The following is a 22,353-nucleotide window of genomic DNA, read 5'->3' as shown; positions in this document are numbered from 1 at the left end:
AGACAGAAGCATGAAAAAGACATTCTCTCGTTCATTGCTTCTTGTTACGCCGGCGGTTTCGCTGAGCCTTGTGCTCAGCGGCTGCGGCGATAACCGCAATGAAGATGCACAGGCAAAGCCTGCAGAGCAAGCAAACAGCAAAGCCGTTGCTTATGTGCAAGATCCAGCCAGTTTTGTAAATCCATTTATTGGTACCAAAGGTCCATTTAACCATCGTCAAGCAGCAAACGTTGTGCCAGGTGCGGTACAGCCATTTGGTATGTTCAACTTTGGCCCTGAGCACGCTTACACCGAAGCATTAATGAAAGATAGCGAAGGGATCAGCAAGCGCATCAATGAAGACAACGTGCGTATTCCAGTCTCACCGGGCGGCTATAACTGGCAAGCGACGCGCTTAAAGGGTTTTTCTTTTACCCGTTTGTCGGGCACTGGATGTTTAGGTGCGTCAGGCGATGTGCCAGTTTTACCGTTTAATCAAGCCATTAAACACTCTCCTGCGACTGATAAAATCAACGCCTATTATGGCGCGAACTTTAGCCACGATGATGAAACAGCCATTCCTGGTTATTACCAAGTAGGTCTAGATTCTGGCATTGATGTACGTTTGTCAGCAACCGATCGTACTGGTATTGCCGAATTTACCTTTGACTCTCCAGAGCAAGCCAAGCTTATTTTTAGAACGGCTTATTCTCAGCTGGGCAGTGGTGATGCGTTTACCCAAGTGGATTTAGAAAAAGGTGAGGTGAGTGGTTATGTCACCAGTGGTAACTTTTGCGGTTATTTAGGCGAATATAACCGTCGTGATTATTACACGCTACACTTTGTGGCGAAGATTGATGCGCCGATCACGGGCAGTGGTGCGTATGTTGATGACAAGGTCACAGCCAATGCGACTTCTAGCCAAGGCGGAATGGGCTATGGTGAAACCGGTGTGCCAGAGTGGGGTAAAGGCTCAGGTCTATGGGTCGATTTAGACGTTAAAGCAAAACAACCTGTCACAATGCGTGTGGGTATTTCTTACGTAAGCCTAGACAATGCCCGTGAGAACCTTGCCAAAGAACAAGCTCAGCAAAGCTTTGCGCAAATAAAAGACAAAGCCTATGCGGGTTGGAATGATGCGCTTAGTCGCGTGAAAGTGAAGTCTGACGATAAAGACTTACTGACGACTTTTTATACGGCATTATTCCACAGTCAGTTCCATCCAAATATTTTCAGTGATGTGAACGGCGAGTACCGAGGTTTTGATCAACAAGTTCATACGGTCACTGACAAGCAAACGGCGCAGTATGCGAACTTCTCAGGTTGGGATGTGTATCGTTCACAACTGCAGTTAGTGAGCTTAACGCACCCGCAAGTTGCCAGTGATATCGCTCAGTCGCTATTCAATCAAGCCAATCAATTTAATGGAATTTGGGACAGATGGACGCACAACAATGGCCCAACAGGGGTAATGAGTGGCGACCCATCAGCGATTGCCATTGCTAACTTTGTGGCATTTGGTGCGGATAAGTTTGATATCGAGGGCGCGTACGAGTCTTTATACAAAGCCTCAACAGTGCCAACCGAGTACGACTTGTCAGACGTGGGGTGTCCGGTGTTCTGTCGTGGCCAAAAACCGTCTTTAGATGAGTGGCTAACGCTAAATTACTTATCTGATCAATCTAATTCGTGGGAAGGGGCGAGCGAAACCTTAGAGCAAGTCTCTGCTGATTTTGCCATGTCACAATTTGCAGCACGCTTAGGTAAAGACGCACACAGTACTGAAATGCTTACGCGTTCAGGTTATTGGAAAAACCTTTATAACCCTAAAGCGACCGCAGAGCTTGGCTATATTCAAGGTCGTAATAAAGATGGTAGCTGGAAAGAAGAGTTTGACCCATTCAGTGGCCACTTATTTGTCGAAGGTAGCCCGGCTCAGTATTTATGGATGTTACCGTTTGATGGCCAAGGGCTAAGCCAAATATTAGGTGGTGATGAGGTGATGTCTGAGCGTTTAGATTCACATTTCCGTAAACCTGATGGTACTTGGGTGTTATACCGTGACTCAGCGCAATATGCAGACGTATCAAATCAGCCGTCAATTGCCACGCCTTGGATGTATTTATACACAGGCGATGCGTATAAAACGCAGCAAACGGTGCGTGAGACCATGAAGCAACTTTGGCATAACTCAGTGTCAGGTATTCCAGGGCAAGACGATTTAGGTCAGATGTCATCTTGGTATGTGTTCTCGGCATTAGGTATGTATCCGTTCTACCCAGGTCGTGCAGACATGGTGTTATCAAGCCCAGCATTTGAACAGGCACAAATTGGTAATTTAACCATTCAAGCACCTGCTGCAAGCGCCGAACACATTTACATTAAAGGCTTAAAAATCAATGGTAAAGACACGCTGAATAGCTGGATTGACGAGTCATACATTCGTAGCCCGCAGCGTCTAGAGTTTACCTTAGATACTAAGCCTAACCCTGCGTTCGGTGGTGCACTTGAGCATCGTCCACCATCTTATTCAGTTGCTGCTCCTTCGGTAGCAACGTCTGAGGCGAATTAATCATGGCAAAACAAATTAATCAAAAAATGGCGTTTTATGCCATGACCAGTTTGTTTTTTATCTGGGGTTTTATTACCGCGTTAAACGACATTCTGATCCCATTCTTAAAAGCAGAATTTTCACTGAGCTATACCCAAGCTATGTTGGTGCAGTTCTGTTTCTTTGGCGCTTATTTTCTAGTGTCGCCATTGGCCGGTCGTGTGGTAGCTAAATTTGGTTATCGCAATGGTGTGTTCATTGGCTTATCGACATTAGCTTTGGGCTGCTTGCTGTTTATACCTGCAGCAAGCGTGAAAGAGTACGCGTTATTTTTAGGTGCACTATTTGTACTTGCAGGCGGTATCACCGTGCTGCAAGTCTCTGCAAACCCTTATGTTAATTGCTTAGGCGAGCCACAGCATGCAGCCAGTCGCTTGAATCTGGCACAGGCGATTAACTCATTAGGTCATACTGCAGGGCCACTGTTTGGTACCTTCTTTATTCTTTCGGCAACCAGCAGCAGTGCTGGTGCAGAGCAAGTGCAACTGCCTTACTTCTTAATTGCACTGGCAGCCATTACGGTGGCTTGCTCGTTCAAGTTTATCGAACTGCCTAAGCTGGATTTTGAACAGCAAAAAGACGTTGAAGTGAACGGCTCAATTTGGCAGCAAAAGCACCTTGTCATGGGCGCACTGGGTATCTTCTTATACGTGGGTGCTGAAGTGTCTATCGGTGGCTTCTTAGTGAACTACTTCGAGCGTCCTGAAATTGGTGGTCTGACAACAAAGCAAGCAGGCAACATGGTGGCTTACTATTGGGGCGGCGCGATGATAGGTCGTTTTATCGGCTCAATCTTAATGCGTAAATATGCGCCTAGCTTGGTATTAGCCTTAAATGCAGTGATGGCTGTGGTGCTATTGATGGTCACTGTGTTTAGTACCGGCAAGGTTGCAATGTGGAGCGTATTAGCGGTTGGTTTCTTTAACTCAATCATGTTCCCAACGATTTTCAGTTTAGCAATTCGTGGTTTAGGCCAGCTAACAGCCAAGGGCTCGGGTTTATTATGCCAAGCCATCGTTGGCGGTGCGGTTTTCCCACTACTTCAAGCGGTTGTCGCTGATAAGTTCTCTGTACAAGTGAGCTTTTTAGTGCCTGTGTTCGCTTATGTCTACATCCTATTTTTTGCTATGAGCCAATATAAGGGTCGAGCGCAAGAGGTAAGTGCAGCATGAGTGGGGTGTTATGTTATGGCGAAGCGCTGATCGATTTTTTGCAGTTTCAAAGCCAAGAGCAAGATGGCTTAATCATTAACGATTATCGACAATTTCCTGGTGGTGCACCTGCCAATGCTGCAGTGGCCTTGGCCAAACTCGGTGGGCGGGCGCAATTTGCCGGACAAGTGGGGAGCGATCAGTTTGGTGAGTTTTTAATTCACAGCCTTGCGCATTACGGCGTTGATACTCAGTTTACTTTAAAGCACGAGACTGCTCCCACGCCTCTGGCCTTTGTACATTTAGATGCAAGTGGCGACAGAAGCTTTACCTTTATGCGAAAAGACAGCGCTGACCTTTTGCTCACACCAGAGCAAGTAAGCGAGGCATGGTTTGCAAACAACAGCCTTGTGCATTTATGTAGTAATACGCTGACCGAAGCGGGTGCTGCAAAAACCACGCAAACTGTGCTTGAACAGGCAAAAGCGTTGAACTTACAGGTATGTTTTGATGTGAATTTGCGCGCCAATCTTTGGAAAGATCAACGCATTGATATTGAGCTGGTTAACCAAGTGGTGAAGCAAGCCGATGTCGTCAAGTTTGCCAAAGAAGAGTTTGAACTGTTATCACAAGGTAATCCTGAGCAGTACTTATCTGATTGTTTAGCAGCAAATTGTAAGCTTATTTTGATCACTAATGGCGGTGATGAGATTGAGTATGTGAGCAAACAATTCCGAGGCTTTGTGAGTCCAGCGAAAACGCAAGTGGTTGATACCACAGCCGGTGGCGATGGCTTTATTGGCGCGATTTTATACTTACTTAGCGAAACCACCCAACTTGAGAGCTTACTGAATAGCGAAACACAAATTCAAGCTGCTGTGGCTTTTGCCAGTTGCGCGGGCGCCATTGCTGTCTCGACACAAGGTGCATTCCCTGCGTTGCCAAGCTTCACACAAGTCAGCGATTTATTTAACGAACAATTTAGTGGCACATACGATGCTGCCTTTTTAGAGTAAAACACACGTGAATTTTTATAACTCAGAATTTTTAACAACACACAGTCAATCGATCGTCGACTTTTATAAAGACCGCTGCGTCGACAACGACCTTGGTGGCTATTTCCAAAACTACTTAGACGATGGCACAACATTTAACAATGGATTTCGGCAGCTTGTCAGTAGCACACGAATGGTTGTGAACTTTTGTCGTGCGGCAAAGCTGTTAAACAACGACGATTACTTAGTCATTGCAAAGCATGGTTTGGACTATGTAGAGCAACAACATTGGCGCGAATCTTCAAAAGCTTACGCATGGACTTTGCAAGACAACCAACCGCAAGACATGACACAACAAGCCTACGGCTATGCGTTCGTATTACTGTGTTACGCCCATTGTTATAAAGCCGGTGTGATTGACTCGGATGCAAAAATAAGTGAAACATTCGAGTTACTAGAGTCGCGCTTTTGGCAAGCGAAAGAGGGGATCTACGCCGATACCATTTATGAAGATGGCAGATTGTGTGACTATCGTGGCCAAAACGCCAATATGCATATTTGTGAAGCGTTAATCGCAGCATATGGTGCGACTCAATCACCTCGTTATCTTGAAAAAGCGCAGCATTTGGCCAATCGTTTTTGTTTTGAGCTCTCAGCCCAAAGTTTAGGTTTAGTGTATGAGCACTTTACACCAGAGTTAGAGCCAGATCTTGAATACAACAAAGACGACCCGAAAAATCTATATCGTCCTTGGGGTTTCCAGCCGGGCCACCAAACAGAGTGGGCTAAGTTACTAATGCAACTCAATGCCTTTGAAGCGCGCCCTGAGTTTGTTGAAAAAGCCCAGTACTTATTTGATGTGGCCTATAGCAAGGCGTGGGATACCTTCCACGGAGGTTTGGTGTATGGCTTTGATACTGAATACCAAACTTGTGACAGCGATAAGTATTTCTGGGTACAAGCCGAAAGCTTTGCAGCTGCAGCTATGTTGTTTGATGTGACTAAACAGCCACAGTACCTAGAACAATACAGCGCACTTTGGGGTTATTGTTGGCAGCATTTTGTAGATCATGATTTCGGTGCTTGGTTCAGAGTATTGACTGGTGCAAATCAAAAATACAGTAATCAAAAGAGTGAAGCGGGTGCTAAATGTGATTACCACACGCTGGGTGCTTGTTTTGATGTGCTGGAGTTTTCTTTTATACCAACCCGCTTAAGTAAGTGATCTATTTTGAGGCAAGAAAACCTCGTTGATAGCACCGCTCACGCGTCCTGCTATCGCTGAGGTACCTACATCCGTGTAGGCAAGGCAAATATTTCGTTATTTAGTTGTTCTAAATGAGAAATCTTTAACGCCGCTATCATCAGGTTTAATCCCTCAAAATGATTAAGTGTTATTGCGGATTGGTATTAATTAAAAAGTAAAACTTTTTATCTAAATTCTCCTTGAAATAGAGTTTTGCGCTTTTGCGTCGTGCAGACTCCTACTCGAAGCATCTTTGCTTTTGATTAAAACACTTTGGTGTGGATTAAAGGCTTAGGTGCTTTTTTACTATGTTTTACATTCGTGACTTGCACACTAAAACACCATCAGATACCGTGTATATAAAAATAAGCGGGGGACTATTTTGAAATTATCAGAATTAAGAGTGTCAGATAAAGCGCTTATGGGGCTAGTGCTCGGTTTGACTGGCTTACTCTTGATAGGACATTTTAGTATCGAAGAGCCCGTGTTGCCCGATTATCTCGTGATTTGTATGGCAATTTTGTTCGCAGGCCAATGCTATCGTTTTCATCCTAAGTATAAACAAGACAACGCCTTAACCAATCAGATCCGTCGTGATGGCGATGTGCTTAAAATAAAGAATAAATCATTACACACAGTTATTGGCACTCAAAATGGTCAAAGTATTGAGATTGAACGCATTTCAAAAGTTACCGTAATTGATGAAGGGCTTTCCATTATTATTGATGGCAATGGGGCAGGCTTTGATTTTTTCTTGAATGATAGTGGCAAAGACATTGCTGAGCATCTTAAAAGCTTGCTATCGCCACAAGAGCAAGCGAAGATCGAGTTTGAAGTGATTATTTAAGATTCTTGAGAAACGAGAAACGAAACTTCAATGTAGGCGAGGGCTTCCCCCTCGCTCTGTCATCTTTATATGGTTAAGAATAGCTTAAAGACTTGAGCTCTTTAATTTGTCCAAAGCTAAATTAAATTTTCTATCGTTACTGTCTATTGCTTGTTCTAATTCATGCAGTGACTTTTCACCTTTTTGATAGTCAATCTCTAGACGCAGTGACTCAATCGTATACGTCAATAACACAAGATAAATTTGCGGTTGATTGCCATTACTTGTTTTCTGTAAATTAAACTTATACTCGTTTAAATCTATCAGGGTTTCTTCTGAAAGTGTTCTATTTACCAGGCTTTGCCTCATAAAGGTGTTGAGGTAATCAGGAAATGGTAAAGGGTTTTTATCAAAAAAGTGTGCACGTGTTTCATCTTCCTTTGGCAGATCTAAATAAAACTCATACAGATCTTTAGAGTAATCATGAGAACTCTCAATGGCTGCAATCGTGGCTTGCATGAGCTTAATAACGTGTTCTTTTTCTTTTTGATCCTCTTCTATGTTGGCAAATGCCATAGCTAATAACACACCAAATAAGGTTGCAATTAAGGTAAGGAAAAAATTAATACCTGTAGAAAATCGGTTAATGGCATCTTGGTACTTGGGCACAAAAGTGAGCATACCCAGTACAATCAGTAGAATGGTTAAAAGTGTATATAAAATCATATCCCTGAGCTCTATTTTTATTATGAGCTTGCATCATAGCATGGTAAAAAAAAGGGGGCTAATGCCCCCCAAAATCACTATGAAGCTTAGGGAGTTATGCAAAGTGATATTCGTTAACACGCTGCTTATTTTTATCTAATAATACAACGGTGCTTGTTGTTTGTTGAAAAATAGGAGTCGAGCTGTCAAATGAGTAACAACCTGGCTCATTATGGTTAGCGTAAATTTTTAGCTCAGAGCAGGGCTCCATTTTTGCCATTTGAGCAAAAGTAAACTCAGGCCCATCCTTGATACATATAGTCCAGCCAGATAAATCTACCCAAGAAGTACTTAAGTTGATTAACTCAATGTGATCTTTGTCTTTATTGCGGTTTGTATTTGTATCATGACTGATGTGCGAAATAATGATTGACTCATGCGCCTTGCGGCCATTAATCCAAGCACTAACCACACTGCCTTCAGCATCTAATAATCTAATATGGCAACCACACTGTTTGAAAACTGGACTAAGCTTATTAAACATGAAAGTGCTTTGCTGCTGTTCAACTTTAAGGGTTTGGCTTGGTTTAATATAGCTATTACGTGGGAAGGTGAACAAAGTCTCGCCTGTTTCCGCAAGCTCCAAGCGCCAGCTCTCAAGGTCAATAATAGCTGGGCCAGTATTTTTTAATTCAACACATTCATTTGAGCTAGTAGAGTTCACGTATTCAATTTGAACTTGAAGTGGCGCCATCAGCTTAAAACAACTGTGCCAATATGATTGGATCGCACCATGCGCATGTCGCTGGTTCTGAAGATTTGGCAGAGAGTTTAATGTATTGTTTTTGATTTGTTGATGCACTTTGTCGAGCGCCGAGCGAGCATCTATTTGCCAAATTTCATTGGCCATATTTTGTCTGGTTTCAAAATTCACAGTTAGCTCCTTTAATCGCTTATGAATATATTCATAAGTCGTAATACATTAAAACTTAAGCACTACACTTATCCGACGGTAGTTTTGCTTTGGTTCTGGTTGCTTCCTTTTCGATAATTAATACGTGAAGTGAGTTAAGTTTTCAGAACAATTTAGTTTCTGTTTTGGCTGTCTTCAAACGCATTATGGGGACTAATTTATCCTAGATTGAAACAGATTTATACTACTTAATGCGATTTTTATGCTTAATTTTATTACATCACATTACAAATTTGCAGAAATAGCTTTATGAATATATTCATATTTTGATGTTTATCAATGAGTTATGAGTTTTTTAATATTTTGTTTTTAAAGTTTTAATGGGATGTCAAATTCAACTATAACTCCACCGTTTGTACGATTTTTAATCTTTAATTGACCTTGGTGCGCGTTGATCACTTCTGAACAAATACTCAAGCCAAGTCCACTGCCGCCTTGTTTTGTTGAAAAAAACGGCAAAGTTACCTGGCTGATTTTGCCCTGAGTGATCCCTTGACCTCTATCGACCACAGCAAAGCGAACTCGGTTATAATCTTTAACGACTTTAATGCCAATATCGGACACATTTGAACCAGATTCATGGGCATTTTTAAGGAGGTTTATTAAAACTTGCTCTAGCTGTAAAACATCGAAATAGGCATATTCGCATGGCAAATCAGCCAATAGCTCAAAGGTATAGAGTTTTTGAACGCTCTGCAGTGTATCTGCTAGGTTTTGTTTGTTGATATTAGGTTTAGGCAAACGTGCAAATTCGGCATATTTCGCGATAAAAGCGTTCAGATTAGAGGCTCTTTGGCTAATGGTTTGCAGAATATCAGGCAGTAAATCTAGGTGGGTATTTTTTTCTAAAATGGCTTCTGCAGACGATGTGAGAGAAGAAATTGGGGCCAATGAGTTATTTAGTTCATGACTAATTAAACGAATGGCGTTTTTCCAAAGTTGTAGCTCTTCTTTACCAATTTCTAAAGATAGGTCTTTGCATAAAACAAGCTGGTGTGGCTGATGGTTATAAGTGACGGTTTGGTTGGCAATATAATAACTATGTTTTAAGTCATTGTGTTCAAAGCTGACAATGCCTGAGCCTTGCTCAAGCAAAAAGGAACGAATTGGTGCACTGACGTTATCAAGTAAGCCATATAATTCTTTGCCTTTTAATGAGCCTGCAACTTGTAATAACTCGTTCGCCTGTTGGTTGTGATAGACCACCTGCTTAAAAGGGTTAAAAAGCACAATTGCCATAGGCGAGGTTTGAACAATGCTATCTAGCAAGTGCTCTTTTTGGCTTAAAGTCTGTCTTTGCTCAGTAAGGTTGCGAGCTAGGTCGTTATATAAATCTAATATGGGTGCTAGGTGTTTATCGCCATCAGGGTGAATACGAATAGAAAAGTCGCCATCTTTGAAACTTTTAATGCCATCATGTAAAGCATCAAGCTGCTTTTGTTGAAAGCTAACAAAATAGAGTAGGGCAGAAGATAAGCATATAAATGAAGAAATAAACGCACCAGCGGTTAGCCAAAGCCCCTGATATCCGAATTGACCACCCGCTGCATAAATGAACCAAAAAACCGTAAAGCAGGCTAGTAAAGAGTAGCCTGTTTTGTGTAATAAACTTATCTCATTGTGCTGCATTACTTTAATCCGAACTTTTCCATACGACGGTAAAATGCCTGACGGCTCAATCCTAAACTACGGGCTGCTTTAGCAATAATACCTTGATGTTTATCGAGTGCACTTTGGATGTCTTGCAAACTGTATTCGACTTTCTCTTCAACCGGTACTTTTGACAGTGTAATACCTAAGTCATTACTTTCAATGGTGTTGTTTTGGCAAAGTAGTGCAGCTCTACCAAGCACATTTTGTAATTCTCGCACGTTGCCAGGCCACGAGTGCGCCATTAATGTGTGTTCTGCATTGGCACTCAGTGTTTTATCTGAATCAAGAAATGATTGCACTAACAAGGGGATATCGTCTTTTCGTTGGGAAAGAGGCGGGAGTTTTAACTCAATCATATTGAGCCGATAGTATAAGTCCTCTCTAAACTCACCATTGGCGATAGCTTGAGGAAGGTTGGTATTGGTTGCGCTGATAATACGCACTGAGACTTTACGAGTTTTGGTACTGCCTACGCGTTCAAATTCGCCACTTTGTAATACCCTAAGTAACTTTTGTTGCCCAGATAGAGGCAAGTTGCCTATTTCATCTAAAAATAAAGTGCCACCATTGGCTGCTTCAAAACGACCTTCTCTGGCTTTGGTTGCCCCAGTATATGCGCCAGCCTCTGCACCAAATAATTCTGCTTCGATTAAATCTGCAGGTAATGCGCCCGCGTTTACTTTTATAAAGGGGGCATCTTTATATTGGCTATTGGCGACGATAAGCTCAGCGACTTTTTCTTTACCTGCACCATTTGGTCCAGTGATTAAGATGGGGGCATCTGAATGGGCAACTTGAGTGGCCATTTCAACGAGGTTAATCATACTGTTGTCAGCGAATACCATGCCAGCCAGATCGAAGTTGTCGTTGAGGTGTTGTAATCGGGCTCTTTGCTTGACGTGACTGCTCAGTTGCTGCTGTTGTAGCTGATAGCTCTCTCGCAAATTTTGCACGGTTGTAAGAAGCTTTTGATCTTCCCAAGGTTTGGCAATGTAATCGGCTGCGCCATCTTTTATTAGCGCTACGGCCATTTCAAGATTAGCCCAAGCAGTGAGCAGAATAATCGGGAGGTCTGGGTCAAAATGACGAATTCGGTGGTAGAGTGCTTCGCCTTCTTCACCTGAAGTGGTATCTCGTGTGAAGTTCATGTCTTGAATGACGAGATCAAAACCACCTTGTTGCAGTTTTGACATACCTTCTTCTGGGCAAGTTGCGCCATCGCACTCAATGTCATTAATTAAAAATAAAACCCTGAGTGCTTTTACTATGTCAGGGTTGTCGTCGATGATCAGAATTTTACTTTGCTGCATATTGTTTTTCTTTTTTGTGCTAGAGAGATTTTATTTCTCTCTAGCTTAGTTTTATTATTTATTCGGTTTAACTGGCTTTAGTCACTTGCGCAGGCGAAATTAACGTTGCCTTTCTAGCGGGTAAATAAGCCGCAAAGCAAGTTAAAAGCCAAACAAATAAGGTCACCAGTATGCCAACGACAATATCGGGAGTCCCTTGCACCCCAAGTGTTTGTAATAGTGCCATGTTTAGCCACAAAGATAAAAAGAAGCCTATTACTAAGCCAACCAGTGCCAGTAGTGAGTTTTCGATGATCAGGCTTTTTAGTACCATGCCTTTACACGCGCCCAGTGCTCTCAAAATACCTAGATTCTTATGGCGCATTTTGACCGAGAAAGTAACGAGCGCAATAATGCCTAATGAGGTAATAAGTAAGGCGACCGCACTAATAGCAAACATCACAAAAGCAAAGCTACTTCTGCCATCCCATAAACGTTTCTTGGCACGTGCTGAGAATTCGACACGAGACACGATACGTCCCGGCTCTTGATAAAGTAATGTCTCAATTGTTTCTAAGACTTTCTTTGAGGTATTAGGTGCAACACGAATAATGTAGTTTATTTCGTTGTTACGGCCGTAAATCGCTTCTGGAATAACCATGCCGTGATACCAAACTTGGTCGTAAGTTGCGCTCTCTCCAAGCATTTTATCTTCAAAAGTCCCTACTACTTGATAAGGTGTTTTTGAACCATTCAAATAGACGGTTTGACCTAAAGGCGAAGTCTCTTCGAATAGGGTTTTAGCTAAATCATCGCTGATAAGTGCAACGCTTGCTGGCGTGGTTGCAGCATCACCTGTGACAAACTCGTTTGCGTAGAAATCACGACCACTGCTGATATTGAGCATTAAAGAACCCACGCCCTGTTGGTCGACACCAAACAGTGCAATGGAGTGATCTTTGGCATTCTCATCAAGGTTATCGCCATACACAACATTGCTCGAGCGACGTGTATCAATGACGTTTTCTTCACCACTATATGTTGCTGATACAACTTCAGGCAGTGCTCTAATTGCGGTTAAGTCGCGTTCAATTAATTGCCCTTTATCGACTTGCTCATCATAGACGTTAGTAACCACATTTAAGATTTGCTTTTCTTCAAGTTTTGATGGAATTAACCAGTTTTGAAGTGTTGCATAGCTAATGAAGGCGCTATTGCTGACGATCATTAGGGTAATGGCAACTTGGAAAACAATTAGTATCGAGATGCTTTTTTGTTTCAGAATTAATTTTAGAATATGTTTTAAAGACATGATTACCCCCTTAGCTGCGATGCTGGTGAAATACCGCTGATACGGTAAACCGGATATAAACCTGCAATTAAAATAGCGGCATAAATGAACGCACCAGACGTCAATGCAAAGCTGTAATCCATACTAAATAAGTGTTTGACCAAACTTGGATCTGCCGAATAGTCCATTTGATACATGTTAACTTGGAACATTAGTTCAAGGCCTAAGTGGGCGAATAGTACACCTGCAATAATGGCAGCGAAGGCAATTAAACTTATTTCAATAAGATGTATTTTTACGATATACCAGCGACTCGCACCAAGTGCACGATAGAGCGAAACCAGTTTGTTCTTAGATTGGTACTTCGCAAGCAAAATGCCCACCGTATTCACTAGGCAAATTGCAAATAGCAGATAAGAAAACTGAAGATAAACTTTTTCCCAACGCATGAATTGTGTAAATTCATTCAGTAGTAGCTGTAAATCGTTCAACTTATACTTCTCTTCGTGAGGAAAACGACCTAGGTTTGCTTGCTGTTGCGTATAATTACGCGCCCACAAACTTGCAGCAGCGAGTTGTTGCTGGTGGTTTTGTTGGTCAAATTCAATCCAAGTGTGAAGGTAACCGCACTCAGCCGATTTAAGTGCTGATACATTATGTTGGCGATATTCACTGCGTTGATTTTCTTCTTTGGTCTGGCAAGGCATATAACCAGCACGAGGCAGGTTCATTCTCTCGGCCGTTGCCATAGGCACTATCGCTAAATCGTTATAACGGTTGCTAAAGCGCATATTTGAAATGCGACGGTTGTGTTGAGATAAGTCCATCACACCGACAATCTTTAAAGGCTGCTTATCGACTTTGATAAATTGGCCTACTGAGTTTTCTCCTGAGAAAAAGTGGTCGTTGACTTTTTTATCGATCACGATGACGTCACTGTCTGATTGTGCTTCTAACCAAGGTGCACCGTAGATAAAAGGCACATTAAAAACACTAAAGTAATCGATATCTGAGGCGGATGCCGTGGCTATCATAGGTCGAGCGCTATCGAGTTGCTCTGACTCTAAAATAAAGCGCGTGTCATAGTTAAATGACAGATGTTTGTAGTCTAACTCGGCATTTTTAAGTGCCTGAGCATCTTGAAACGTCAATGGCGGATAGCGAAACTGGTTACGGATATCAAAATCGCTATCCATATAGTTGAGGCTAAAGTGATGCATCTGCGGCGCTTTGTCGGTTAGCACACTGTTTCCGCTTAACTTCACTGTGGTACTCATGGTGAGAAGTAATGTAATACCGATCACCAAATTGGCTATCATTAAAATAGTGAGTTTGCCTTTTTGTTTAACGCCTTGCAGGGCGAGTTGAAATAAATCTTTCATGTCGCACCTAGGTTCTAAACAGCTAAATCAGTAAGTTGGCTTTTGTTGATGTCGGTTAACTGGCCATCGAGTATTTGAATGTTGCGATGAGCACGTTGGGCCAGTTCATTATCATGTGTCACCATCAGTAAGGTCGTACCTTGTTGATTAATCTCTTGTAGTAAATCCATCACTTGGCGCGCCATATGCGTATCGAGATTACCTGTTGGCTCATCGGCTAATAAGAATCTAGGTTGCCCTGCAAGTGCACGTGCTATCGCAACACGTTGCTGCTGACCACCACTTAATTGCGCAGGAAAGTGCTTTCCGCGACTAGCAAGACCGACCATTTCAAGGGCATTTTCGATACGTTGCTTACGCTCATGGCTTGGTAAGCCTCTAAAAATTAAAGGCACTTCAATGTTGTCGTAAAGGTTTAATTCGCTGATCAGGTTAAAACCTTGGAAGATAAAGCCAATTTTTTCGTTTCTAATTTTAGAAAGTTGGCTGTCGTTTAATTTACTAACATCCTGACCGTCTAAAAAGTATTGGCCTTTATCAAAAGGTTCGAGCAAACCAGTTAAGTTTAAGAAAGTTGTTTTACCAGACCCAGAAGGGCCAGTGACAGCGATAAAGTCCCCTTCATTTACCTCAAAGTTGACATCAACCAAGGCGTGGGTTTCGATAAGCTCGGTACGATAAATTTTGCTGATGTTCTGCATTGATAACATGATATTTTCCTTTTTATTAATTACTAAGCATGACGTTTTGTTGGTTTTGAAACGCAGCAAGACTTGAGATGATGAGCTTATCTCCGGCTTTCACGCCCGATGTTAACTCAACTTCGTGAATACTTTTAGCGCCAATGCTGATTGATTGACGTTGTGCTTGTCCTTCGTTTATTAAGTAGGCAATTTTGCCAGCGCCAGTTTCGACAAAGGCGCCACGTTTGATTTTTAGGACATCTTGTTTTTGCGACAAAATAAGTTGCGCACTGACACGTTGGTTTTGTCTAAGCTTCTCTGGTTGTTGGTCAAAGCGAATGCGACCTGCTACACGGCCCTGTTCAACTTCAGGAGAAATTGCCACAAGAGTTGCAGGGTATGTTTGTTGATTGATTTGAATATTTGCGGCTAAGCCAATCGCAAGTTCATCCGCTAAGTTCTCAGGAATAAAAGCTTCGACTTCTAATTCTGATAAATCAACCAATGACATCAGTTCTGCATCTCGTTGCACATGTTGTTTTTGTTGCACACTCACAGTGCCAACTATGCCAGTTAGCGGTGATTGAATGGTTAAAGCCGCCACTTGACGCTCGAGTTCTTGTGTTAAGTGCTGCTGACGGGTTAACGCTAGTTCGGCAATTTTAAGCTCAAAGTTAAGGCTTTTTTGCTCTAAATCTAGCGCTTCAATCGCATGCTTTTTATTAAGTTCTGCACGTTTTAGCGCAACGATTTTCTCTTCGAGCTCCAATTTAGAAATAATTTGCTTTTTAATACTGGCATTAGCACGCTCCATGGCACTCGATGCAGCTTCTAGGTCAACACGTGCTAGTTCAGCACGCTGCTGGGTATCGAGTAAGCGTTGCTCTGTGGTGATTTTCTGACGATTAAACTCTGTCTCTAAGCGCGCTAAAGTTGCTTGTTCCTGAAGTAATTGATTTCTTAATTCAGGGCTGTTAATACTCAACAAGTCTTGCCCTTGAGTAATGTTATCGCCCGCTTTCACATGTAAAGTGACCGTACCCGGTGCAATGGCATACACCGCAGGGTTAATTGCTGCCAGTGTTTTACCTTCTACTCGAATGTCTTCGAGCATATCGCCACGTTCAACAACGGCAGTTTGGATCACTGATTGTGAAACCACCAAATCAGTACTTAAAAGCTGACTAAATTTGGGCACTGAATAAGCCGTTAATGCTGTTGTAGCTAGTAAGCCTGATGCAAACAATAACCACTTTTTGCTATTTCGACGTGGTGTTACTTGCTTGTCTTGTCCTTGGGTGTCTCTGATCACAGCTGTCCGCCTTAAAAATAATACCTGAATGATAGTTAGGTATTACAAACAGTGTGCCAACATATAAGTTTATGAAATTATTTGTTTTTTATAGTTTGTTAATATTAATAATAAATATCGGACGGTCAGTCGGACAGATTTCGGACGGGTGTTAAACTGTCCGCACACATTTGTGGACATGCGTTATGATCAAGACAGCTCTCAAAGCCGTACTTGGAGGGTAAAGTGATTATAGACAATATTATTCAGTGGCTAAGTGATGAGAAATAGAGTGAGACGTGCCCCGAAACCACAAGACAATGCTTATATTCAGGAAGTACTGAGTGCCTTGAAAGCTGACCCTGCAAAAATCGAGATATTAGCGCGAAATTGTGATGAGTATAAGCAACAATTTCATTTGAAGCGGGGGTTTTTAAGGGCGATTGAGCGCCTTGAATGGGTGATCCATGCCAGTAAAGATATCGAGCAATTTGAAAAATCGATACTTGCCGATGACTATATCGGCGAAGTGATCAGACGCTATCCGCTCTTGTTTAAGGGTATAAAGAGTTAAAGGGATAAGGGTATAAAAGTTAAAAGCATAAAGAGCTAGGTGGATACATAATTAACAGTGATAAAAGTCAAAGGTCTAAATCACTTCATGCTTTAATACGCCATATGTAAAGCAGTCTGTTGTGCCAGAAGGAAGCATCAAATTATTTCTGAGTCTTCCTTCTCTTTTCATCCCCAGCTTTTCCATTAGCTTCCAAGACGCAATATTATCAACGGCGCAAATTGCATTTAACTTGTTAAGTTCAAACTGAGTAAAGACTTCTTTGATCAAAGCGCTGGCAGCTTCGAATGCATAGCCTTTACCATGATGTTGACTGGCTAAACGGTATCCAATTTCGCCGCATAGATGTTCTATAGAAACATACTTGAACATCAATTCACCAAGTAACAGGCTACTTTCTTTACACTCAATCGCAAGTATGAGTCTTTCACCTTCTCTGCCTTCCCAGGGCAGTTGAGCTTGTGCGATCCGCGCTTGCGCATCAGCAAGAGTCGCGGGCTTGCCAATATAGCGAGAGGTATAGGGGTCGCTTCTATGTGCTAATACTGCCTCTAAATCAGAGACTTTAAGTCGGCGGATAATCAGTCTTTTTGTTGTGAATTCCATTTCTTTTTATCTCTCACATAGGGTTAGGTTTAATGATAGTTTTTTCCAGCAAAACCATAAGACCATTGAACAAGCTAGCACGATAAGGGGCAATATGTGTTGGCTGCTAAATAAAATAACATTAGTCAACCAAGCCAAAGCTGTAAAAAATAGTAACTCTATCGCGCCTACTAGCGCATTGGCTGAGCCGGCTTTTTCAGGTTGTAGTAAGCCAATGATGTGCATGTAACTCGGAAAATATGCACCAAATACCATCATAATTAGCGTGTAAGCAAATAGCATAACTAACGCACTGATATGGCTAAACTCGAAAATAAACGCAGCTATTGGCAGCGCAGGCCAGAGCAATTTGACGATTTTCATATAGCTCATACGCTTTTGCATTATTTTTGCTAAAGACGAACCGACTAACAAGCCCGCCATAGGTAACATCATCGCGTAGCCAATTTGCTCTGTATTAAACTGAAACTGTGCCTGTAAATAAAAAGGTAAATACAGCTGAATGGTCAAATATAAGTAAGTAGGTAACCACTTAAAATTTGCCAGTAAGATTAAATTTTTATCTTGTAACAGTGATTTATATAAACTCGCCAACGCTCGAGGTCTAATAGAATGAGCATCGTTTTTTTGTGATTTAGGAAGGATCACAAAGCCTAACCACAACACCAGTGCAAAATGCAGCACCATGATAAAAGAGAGGCCTTGCCAATTAATAAGCTGCGCGAGTGTACCCGCTATCATGGGCGAAAGTATTGCCGTGATCGACGCTGCCATTGCAAGACTTGCCATCGCACTTTTTAATTTTGCACCAGTTAAATACTGCGCTAACAAGGTTCGACTGATCAAAACTGGTGAGGCTGAACCTATTCCTTGTAAAACTCGGCCTAGCAAAAATTGCCAATTTGACTCTGCAAAACCACATATTAACGCGCCTGCTACTAAGATGAGCTGCCCAGCGATTAGAATGTGTCTGTCACCATATTTATCTCTTAGAGGTCCAGCAATTAACTGAGTTAGCCCAAGCGTGATGAAAAAGCTGACTATCACTGCTTGGCTGGCGCTGGAGCTTAACGCCAGATCTTTAGCTATGTCTGGCAAAACAGGCATATAAAGTTGGCTTGCAAACTGAGAGCAAGACATCAATAGCACCGCTAGAAATACAATCGAAGACATAACTTTTCTTAAAAAAATAAACAGACTCACAAAATACTGGGTTTTTACTTTCTTAAAAATAGGGTAATAATAAAAATACTAGTTCCTAACGGGAAATAATAAATGGATTGGTTATCTGCAGTAAAAAGTTTCGAACTTGTCGCCAACACTAAAAGCTTTACATCGGCTGCCGAACAACAAGGTATTTCGGCTTCAGCGGTAAGTAAACGCATTGATTGGTTGGAAAAACAACTAGCAACCAGTTTATTTGTAAGAACCACTCGACAAGTTAGTCTAACCGAATCAGGACATGGCTTTTTACAAAAGGCTTCACCTTGGCTTGAGCAATTTGATGCCATGCTGGAGTCAGTAAAAAGTGCCCATGAAGAGCCTCAGGGCGTGCTAAAAGTCGCGGCAACGCAAGCTGTTGGTAGCTCATTGTTAATGCCAAACATAGAGCGGTTCTTGCAGAAATATCCAAAAATGTCGGTGCAATTAAATGTACTCATTCCAGGTAATGATCCTGATTTAAGTCATGACTTAGTGATCACTCGGTATCATGAAGAGTTTGACTCTGTGTCGCACAAAGGCACGCACTTAATTGATTATCAAATGAGTGTGTTTGCTGCACCTAGCTATTTAGAAAAACACCCATCCATTAATATAGTAGAAGACCTAGCTCTGCATAAGATGTTGCTCAATAACTATTACCAGCAAAAAGGCGGTATTTTACTGGAAAACGGCGAGTTCGTTGCTTTCTCGAACTATAACTTTGTGTCAGAGAATCTTGATGCAATTTTGAAAGCCGCCATACAAGGTATGGGTCTAATATTCATTTCTCCAGATTATGTTGAGAGAGAACTAGATATGGGCGTGTTAGCGCCTGTGTTACCCAACGTAAAAAGCGAAGTGAATCGTTTATGGGCGTATTATCCTAAAACAAGCTTTACGCCTTTAAAAACAAGGATGTTTATCGATAATCTGAAGCAGCAGATGAAAGGGTTTAGGTTGTGAAATAAACAGGTGAAGGAGGTTGGTAAGAACCCAACCCCCGTAGTACCTTACTTTTTAATAATAGCAATTGATTTATTGTTATTTTTATCAATTAACGTAACCGTATGGGTCCCATCTTTATTAATTAGTGTGGAGTGAATAGAGGGATTGGAGTCACTTGAACTATAGTGCAGTTTTGTATCAAGAACATTCAGATTCTGATCTAGTTTAGCGATAGAAACCTGGCCGTTTTGAGTTACTGCAAAGTGAATATGTCCTTGTTCACTCTCTACCAATTTAAAGAAACCAGAAGTTCGCAGATCAGGAAAAGCCTTTTGTCTTATGAACTCTCCTTTATTGTTCACAAGAGTAACAACCGCACTGTCTCCATCTACTGCATCTCCCCCTATTAGGGCGAAAGAACCATTCCTTAGCTCGATAATATCATCAGCACCCATAAGTTCATATTGCCCCTGATTATTCCAAGACGTTTGCATAGATAAGTCATCATTCAGAACGAACATGAACGCACCTCTATTTAGTGGATCTGTAGAGTCAGCATAGGTATCACCAGAAAGTAAGATCTTATCATCTTTAGTGGCTTTAATAATTCTGGGAGAAGTTTGAGCTCCTTGAAAAGCTGGTAATTGAATTTGACCTGAAATAACACCATTGTGAGGATTTATTGAATGTAGTTTAGCAGAGTCCCAATTACATGAGGAACTTGTGCATATCCAAGGTATAGCGACAACGTAAACTTTATTTTTGACTTCTATAACTTGGGAAAAATCATATCTCTCATTAAAGTTATCTGGCCTATATAGTTTTTCCCAGGTTTTATTTCCATCAGGACTGAGTTTTAGTACGATGGATTTTTTAGTATCCCAATCTTGACCAACAGCCAAGATACTTCCATCTTCAAGAACAGTTAAATCTCTTAATCTATCTCTTCCACTTCCTATATAAAAAAACTCCCATTCCACTTGACCTTGAGAATTGATTTTAAAAATCCAGTCATCTTCACCGTTCAGATTGGAATTTAGATCTAAGGAGTTCGTAGAAGCTAGGGTAATAAAACTACCATCATCTGTTGAAATTGTAGTCTTTACAGATTCAGATGAGAGACCACCATATGTACGAGTAAAAACACCAGCTTCAAGTGACATGATTTCACTGCTAAAGCCTTCTTGATCAATTGGGTTTACAGTTTTTACCCTCCAAAAATAATGGTTAGGCGTTTTTTCTAAGGAAATGTTGTTAAGTTCGGTAGTCTCTGTTTGTAAAATACTACTAAAATCATCAAAAAGAGAAATTTCTACAGTGTAGCTTTTAGCAAATTCTACTTTATCCCAGCTGAGTTGTATTTCTTGAAGTTTATCCTTCGAAGTGTTCGCTTGTTTAAGGTTAACAGGGGCCTCAAGTGTTGAATAAGTTACTTCTATAGAAAAAGTTGAAAGTTTACTGGTAATAGAACCATCACTAACTGACATTTTAATATTATTATAAATTGCGACTTGGGCATTTGTGGGGGTACCTCTAAGTTCTCCTGTTGCAGAATCGAAAGTAAGCCATTTAGGTAAATTTTCAACAGATACATTTAATTGTTCACCTTCAATATCAAAAATTGAAGGTAAAAAAGAGTACTCACTATTAGCTATAATGCTTAAATCAGGTTTTCCTTCAATAGTTGGTGCGTCATTCACAGCAGTAACATCAATAGAAAATGTAACAAGTTTACTTTCAACATTCCCTTGAATAAGTTTAAACGTGAACTCGTCTTTGCCGTTGTAATTTTCAACAGGCGTGTATGAGATGTTAGGATAGTCAATATTAAGAGAACCTGAGCTTACATCTGAGATGAGTTCAAATTTAATTGTCTCGTCAGTGCCTAGTGGGTTATTAGTTGCGATTTCAACGCTAACCGTTTCGTCTTCGGCAAGAGAGATATTCTGATTATCAATTACAAAATCAGCTACAAATTGAGATGTATCATCTTCATCGGCGATGCCATCGTTATCATCATCGTCATCTTTATTGTTTGCGATGCCGTCCAAATCAGTATCAAGATACGCATTGATGTCTGGCACGGTGAATTGACTATTATCTCCAAGCCAATCAATTAAGTGTTGTGTCACTTTAGCAGGATCAATTCGCTTTTGGGTAAGTTGTATAGCAGTAAGTTTGTCAGTGTTATCTACTTTGCCATCAGTACCAAAGTCACTTTCTAGTTCATTTAGTATTGAAGTTAACTCAGCTTCTGCAGAAGACTTGTTAGACTCTGCTAGATCAATAGCATGTTGGTATAGCATTGAAGAAAGCGTGAGTAGATAGGCATTATCATCTGAGTTTGCATCTGCATAAATAGATAGTTCAGAGAAACTTTCATTATTTGAACGTGCGATCACAGTTTGGAAGTTAGCAGAGAACTCTTCCTCAGCTTGTGAAATGGCCTTATCAAAGTCAGTTTCACCGGCTTTAATCAGTTCTAATACTCGATTACTAGTGAGATGAGTTAATAAGTTTACATTTGCACTTTGAGTGTCATCAGAAGTTGCCTTATAAATACTTCTTAAGCTTAATTGGCCTTCAGAGAGTGCGCCTGTTATTTCATTCCTATAGTAACCTGCAGCGGTAATTTGAATGATTGAGCCTTCAGGTACCTTGAACTCGAAGTTTCCTAAGTCATCTGTAGTTTTGGTAACAATCGTAGAATCTGTGTTTTCGCCGTTTTCATCAAGAATATTAATTGTCACTGTTGAACCAATAACGAATGGTCCTTTCTCAACACTGCCTGTAATTGTTATATCTTTTTTTTGAGGTTGCGTGCTGGTTTGCTCTTGCTTTACATCGTTTTGAGTTTCGCTAGAGCTGCCACCGCCACACGCGCTCAACCCTAATAATGCAACTAAGAGTAGTGTTGCCTGATTTATTTTTTTCACAAAAAATCCTTAAT

The 22,353-nt window shown here is 41.2% G+C and carries 18 protein-coding genes; 7 read left to right on the top strand and 11 right to left on the bottom strand.

Going from position 1 to position 22,353, the window contains the following annotated elements:
* The first annotated feature begins 10 nt into the window (after positions 1 to 10).
* From ACXAC4_RS21705 to ACXAC4_RS21685, 5 genes are all read left to right on the top strand, one after another.
* The gene (locus ACXAC4_RS21705) at positions 11 to 2,551 is read left to right on the top strand and encodes a GH92 family glycosyl hydrolase (RefSeq protein WP_475165299.1); all 2,541 of its coding nucleotides are present in this window, start codon (positions 11 to 13) and stop codon (positions 2,549 to 2,551) included.
* A gap of 2 nt (positions 2,552 to 2,553) precedes the next feature.
* Complete coding sequence (locus ACXAC4_RS21700; protein ID WP_475165296.1) at positions 2,554 to 3,762, top strand: sugar MFS transporter; 1,209 nt, start codon at positions 2,554 to 2,556, stop codon at positions 3,760 to 3,762.
* The gene (locus ACXAC4_RS21695) at positions 3,759 to 4,757 is read left to right on the top strand and encodes a carbohydrate kinase family protein (RefSeq protein ID WP_475165294.1); all 999 of its coding nucleotides are present in this window, start codon (positions 3,759 to 3,761) and stop codon (positions 4,755 to 4,757) included. The genes ACXAC4_RS21700 and ACXAC4_RS21695 overlap by 4 nt, the downstream gene beginning before the upstream one ends.
* Before the next feature lie 7 nt (positions 4,758 to 4,764).
* Positions 4,765 to 5,961, top strand: coding sequence for an AGE family epimerase/isomerase (locus ACXAC4_RS21690; RefSeq protein ID WP_475165291.1), 1,197 nt, complete (start codon positions 4,765 to 4,767; stop codon positions 5,959 to 5,961).
* 403 nt (positions 5,962 to 6,364) lie between these two features.
* Positions 6,365 to 6,829: a hypothetical protein gene (locus tag ACXAC4_RS21685; protein WP_475165289.1), complete on the top strand. Its 465-nt coding sequence runs from the start codon at positions 6,365 to 6,367 to the stop codon at positions 6,827 to 6,829.
* Between the two features lie 84 nt (positions 6,830 to 6,913).
* Here the strand turns inward: ACXAC4_RS21685 and ACXAC4_RS21680 are convergent, their stop codons facing one another.
* The 8 genes from ACXAC4_RS21680 to ACXAC4_RS21645 form a co-directional block, all read right to left on the bottom strand.
* A complete protein-coding gene (locus tag ACXAC4_RS21680; RefSeq protein ID WP_475165287.1) occupies positions 6,914 to 7,534 on the bottom strand; it encodes a hypothetical protein in 621 nt (206 codons plus the stop codon).
* A gap of 94 nt (positions 7,535 to 7,628) precedes the next feature.
* Positions 7,629 to 8,447, bottom strand: coding sequence for a lamin tail domain-containing protein (locus ACXAC4_RS21675; RefSeq protein ID WP_475165284.1), 819 nt, complete (start codon positions 8,445 to 8,447; stop codon positions 7,629 to 7,631).
* A gap of 348 nt (positions 8,448 to 8,795) precedes the next feature.
* On the bottom strand, positions 8,796 to 10,115 hold the full coding sequence (locus ACXAC4_RS21670) for a sensor histidine kinase (RefSeq protein WP_475165282.1): 1,320 nt from the start codon (positions 10,113 to 10,115) through the stop codon (positions 8,796 to 8,798).
* Positions 10,115 to 11,449 (bottom strand): sigma-54-dependent transcriptional regulator, encoded by a 1,335-nt coding sequence (locus tag ACXAC4_RS21665; protein ID WP_475165279.1) that lies wholly within the window; start codon positions 11,447 to 11,449, stop codon positions 10,115 to 10,117. Before ACXAC4_RS21665 ends, ACXAC4_RS21670 begins: the two co-directional genes overlap by 1 nt.
* Positions 11,450 to 11,516: 67 nt before the next feature.
* Positions 11,517 to 12,740, bottom strand: coding sequence for an ABC transporter permease (locus tag ACXAC4_RS21660; RefSeq protein ID WP_475165278.1), 1,224 nt, complete (start codon positions 12,738 to 12,740; stop codon positions 11,517 to 11,519).
* Between the two features lie 2 nt (positions 12,741 to 12,742).
* On the bottom strand, positions 12,743 to 14,101 hold the full coding sequence (locus tag ACXAC4_RS21655; RefSeq protein WP_475165276.1) for an ABC transporter permease: 1,359 nt from the start codon (positions 14,099 to 14,101) through the stop codon (positions 12,743 to 12,745).
* Between the two features lie 14 nt (positions 14,102 to 14,115).
* Positions 14,116 to 14,811, bottom strand: coding sequence for an ABC transporter ATP-binding protein (locus ACXAC4_RS21650; RefSeq protein WP_130254242.1), 696 nt, complete (start codon positions 14,809 to 14,811; stop codon positions 14,116 to 14,118).
* Positions 14,812 to 14,827: 16 nt separating this feature from the next.
* Positions 14,828 to 16,096 carry an efflux RND transporter periplasmic adaptor subunit gene (locus ACXAC4_RS21645; RefSeq protein WP_475165275.1) on the bottom strand — a complete coding sequence of 423 codons (1,269 nt, stop codon included), beginning with the start codon at positions 16,094 to 16,096 and terminating at the stop codon, positions 14,828 to 14,830.
* 259 nt (positions 16,097 to 16,355) lie between these two features.
* Between ACXAC4_RS21645 and ACXAC4_RS21640 the strand changes: the two genes are divergently transcribed.
* Positions 16,356 to 16,649 (top strand): hypothetical protein, encoded by a 294-nt coding sequence (locus tag ACXAC4_RS21640; RefSeq protein ID WP_390442466.1) that lies wholly within the window; start codon positions 16,356 to 16,358, stop codon positions 16,647 to 16,649.
* 75 nt (positions 16,650 to 16,724) lie between these two features.
* Here ACXAC4_RS21640 and ACXAC4_RS21635 read toward each other — a convergent pair whose 3' ends face one another.
* Together ACXAC4_RS21635 and ACXAC4_RS21630 are read right to left on the bottom strand one after the other, a co-directional pair.
* Positions 16,725 to 17,255 (bottom strand): GNAT family N-acetyltransferase, encoded by a 531-nt coding sequence (locus ACXAC4_RS21635; RefSeq protein WP_475165272.1) that lies wholly within the window; start codon positions 17,253 to 17,255, stop codon positions 16,725 to 16,727.
* A gap of 6 nt (positions 17,256 to 17,261) precedes the next feature.
* Positions 17,262 to 18,428 (bottom strand): MFS transporter, encoded by a 1,167-nt coding sequence (locus ACXAC4_RS21630; RefSeq protein ID WP_475165271.1) that lies wholly within the window; start codon positions 18,426 to 18,428, stop codon positions 17,262 to 17,264.
* A gap of 102 nt (positions 18,429 to 18,530) precedes the next feature.
* Here ACXAC4_RS21630 and ACXAC4_RS21625 point away from each other — a divergent pair, with 102 nt between their 5' ends.
* The gene (locus ACXAC4_RS21625; protein WP_475165270.1) at positions 18,531 to 19,421 is read left to right on the top strand and encodes a LysR family transcriptional regulator; all 891 of its coding nucleotides are present in this window, start codon (positions 18,531 to 18,533) and stop codon (positions 19,419 to 19,421) included.
* Positions 19,422 to 19,468: 47 nt separating this feature from the next.
* Here the strand turns inward: ACXAC4_RS21625 and ACXAC4_RS21620 are convergent, their stop codons facing one another.
* Positions 19,469 to 22,339: a putative Ig domain-containing protein gene (locus ACXAC4_RS21620; protein ID WP_475165268.1), complete on the bottom strand. Its 2,871-nt coding sequence runs from the start codon at positions 22,337 to 22,339 to the stop codon at positions 19,469 to 19,471.
* Positions 22,340 to 22,353: the final 14 nt, after the last annotated feature.

Source organism: Pseudoalteromonas sp. AWM4_233, from assembly GCF_056158285.1.
Note: the sequence above shows the minus strand (reverse complement) of the source record. Positions and strands in the feature narration are given on the sequence as shown.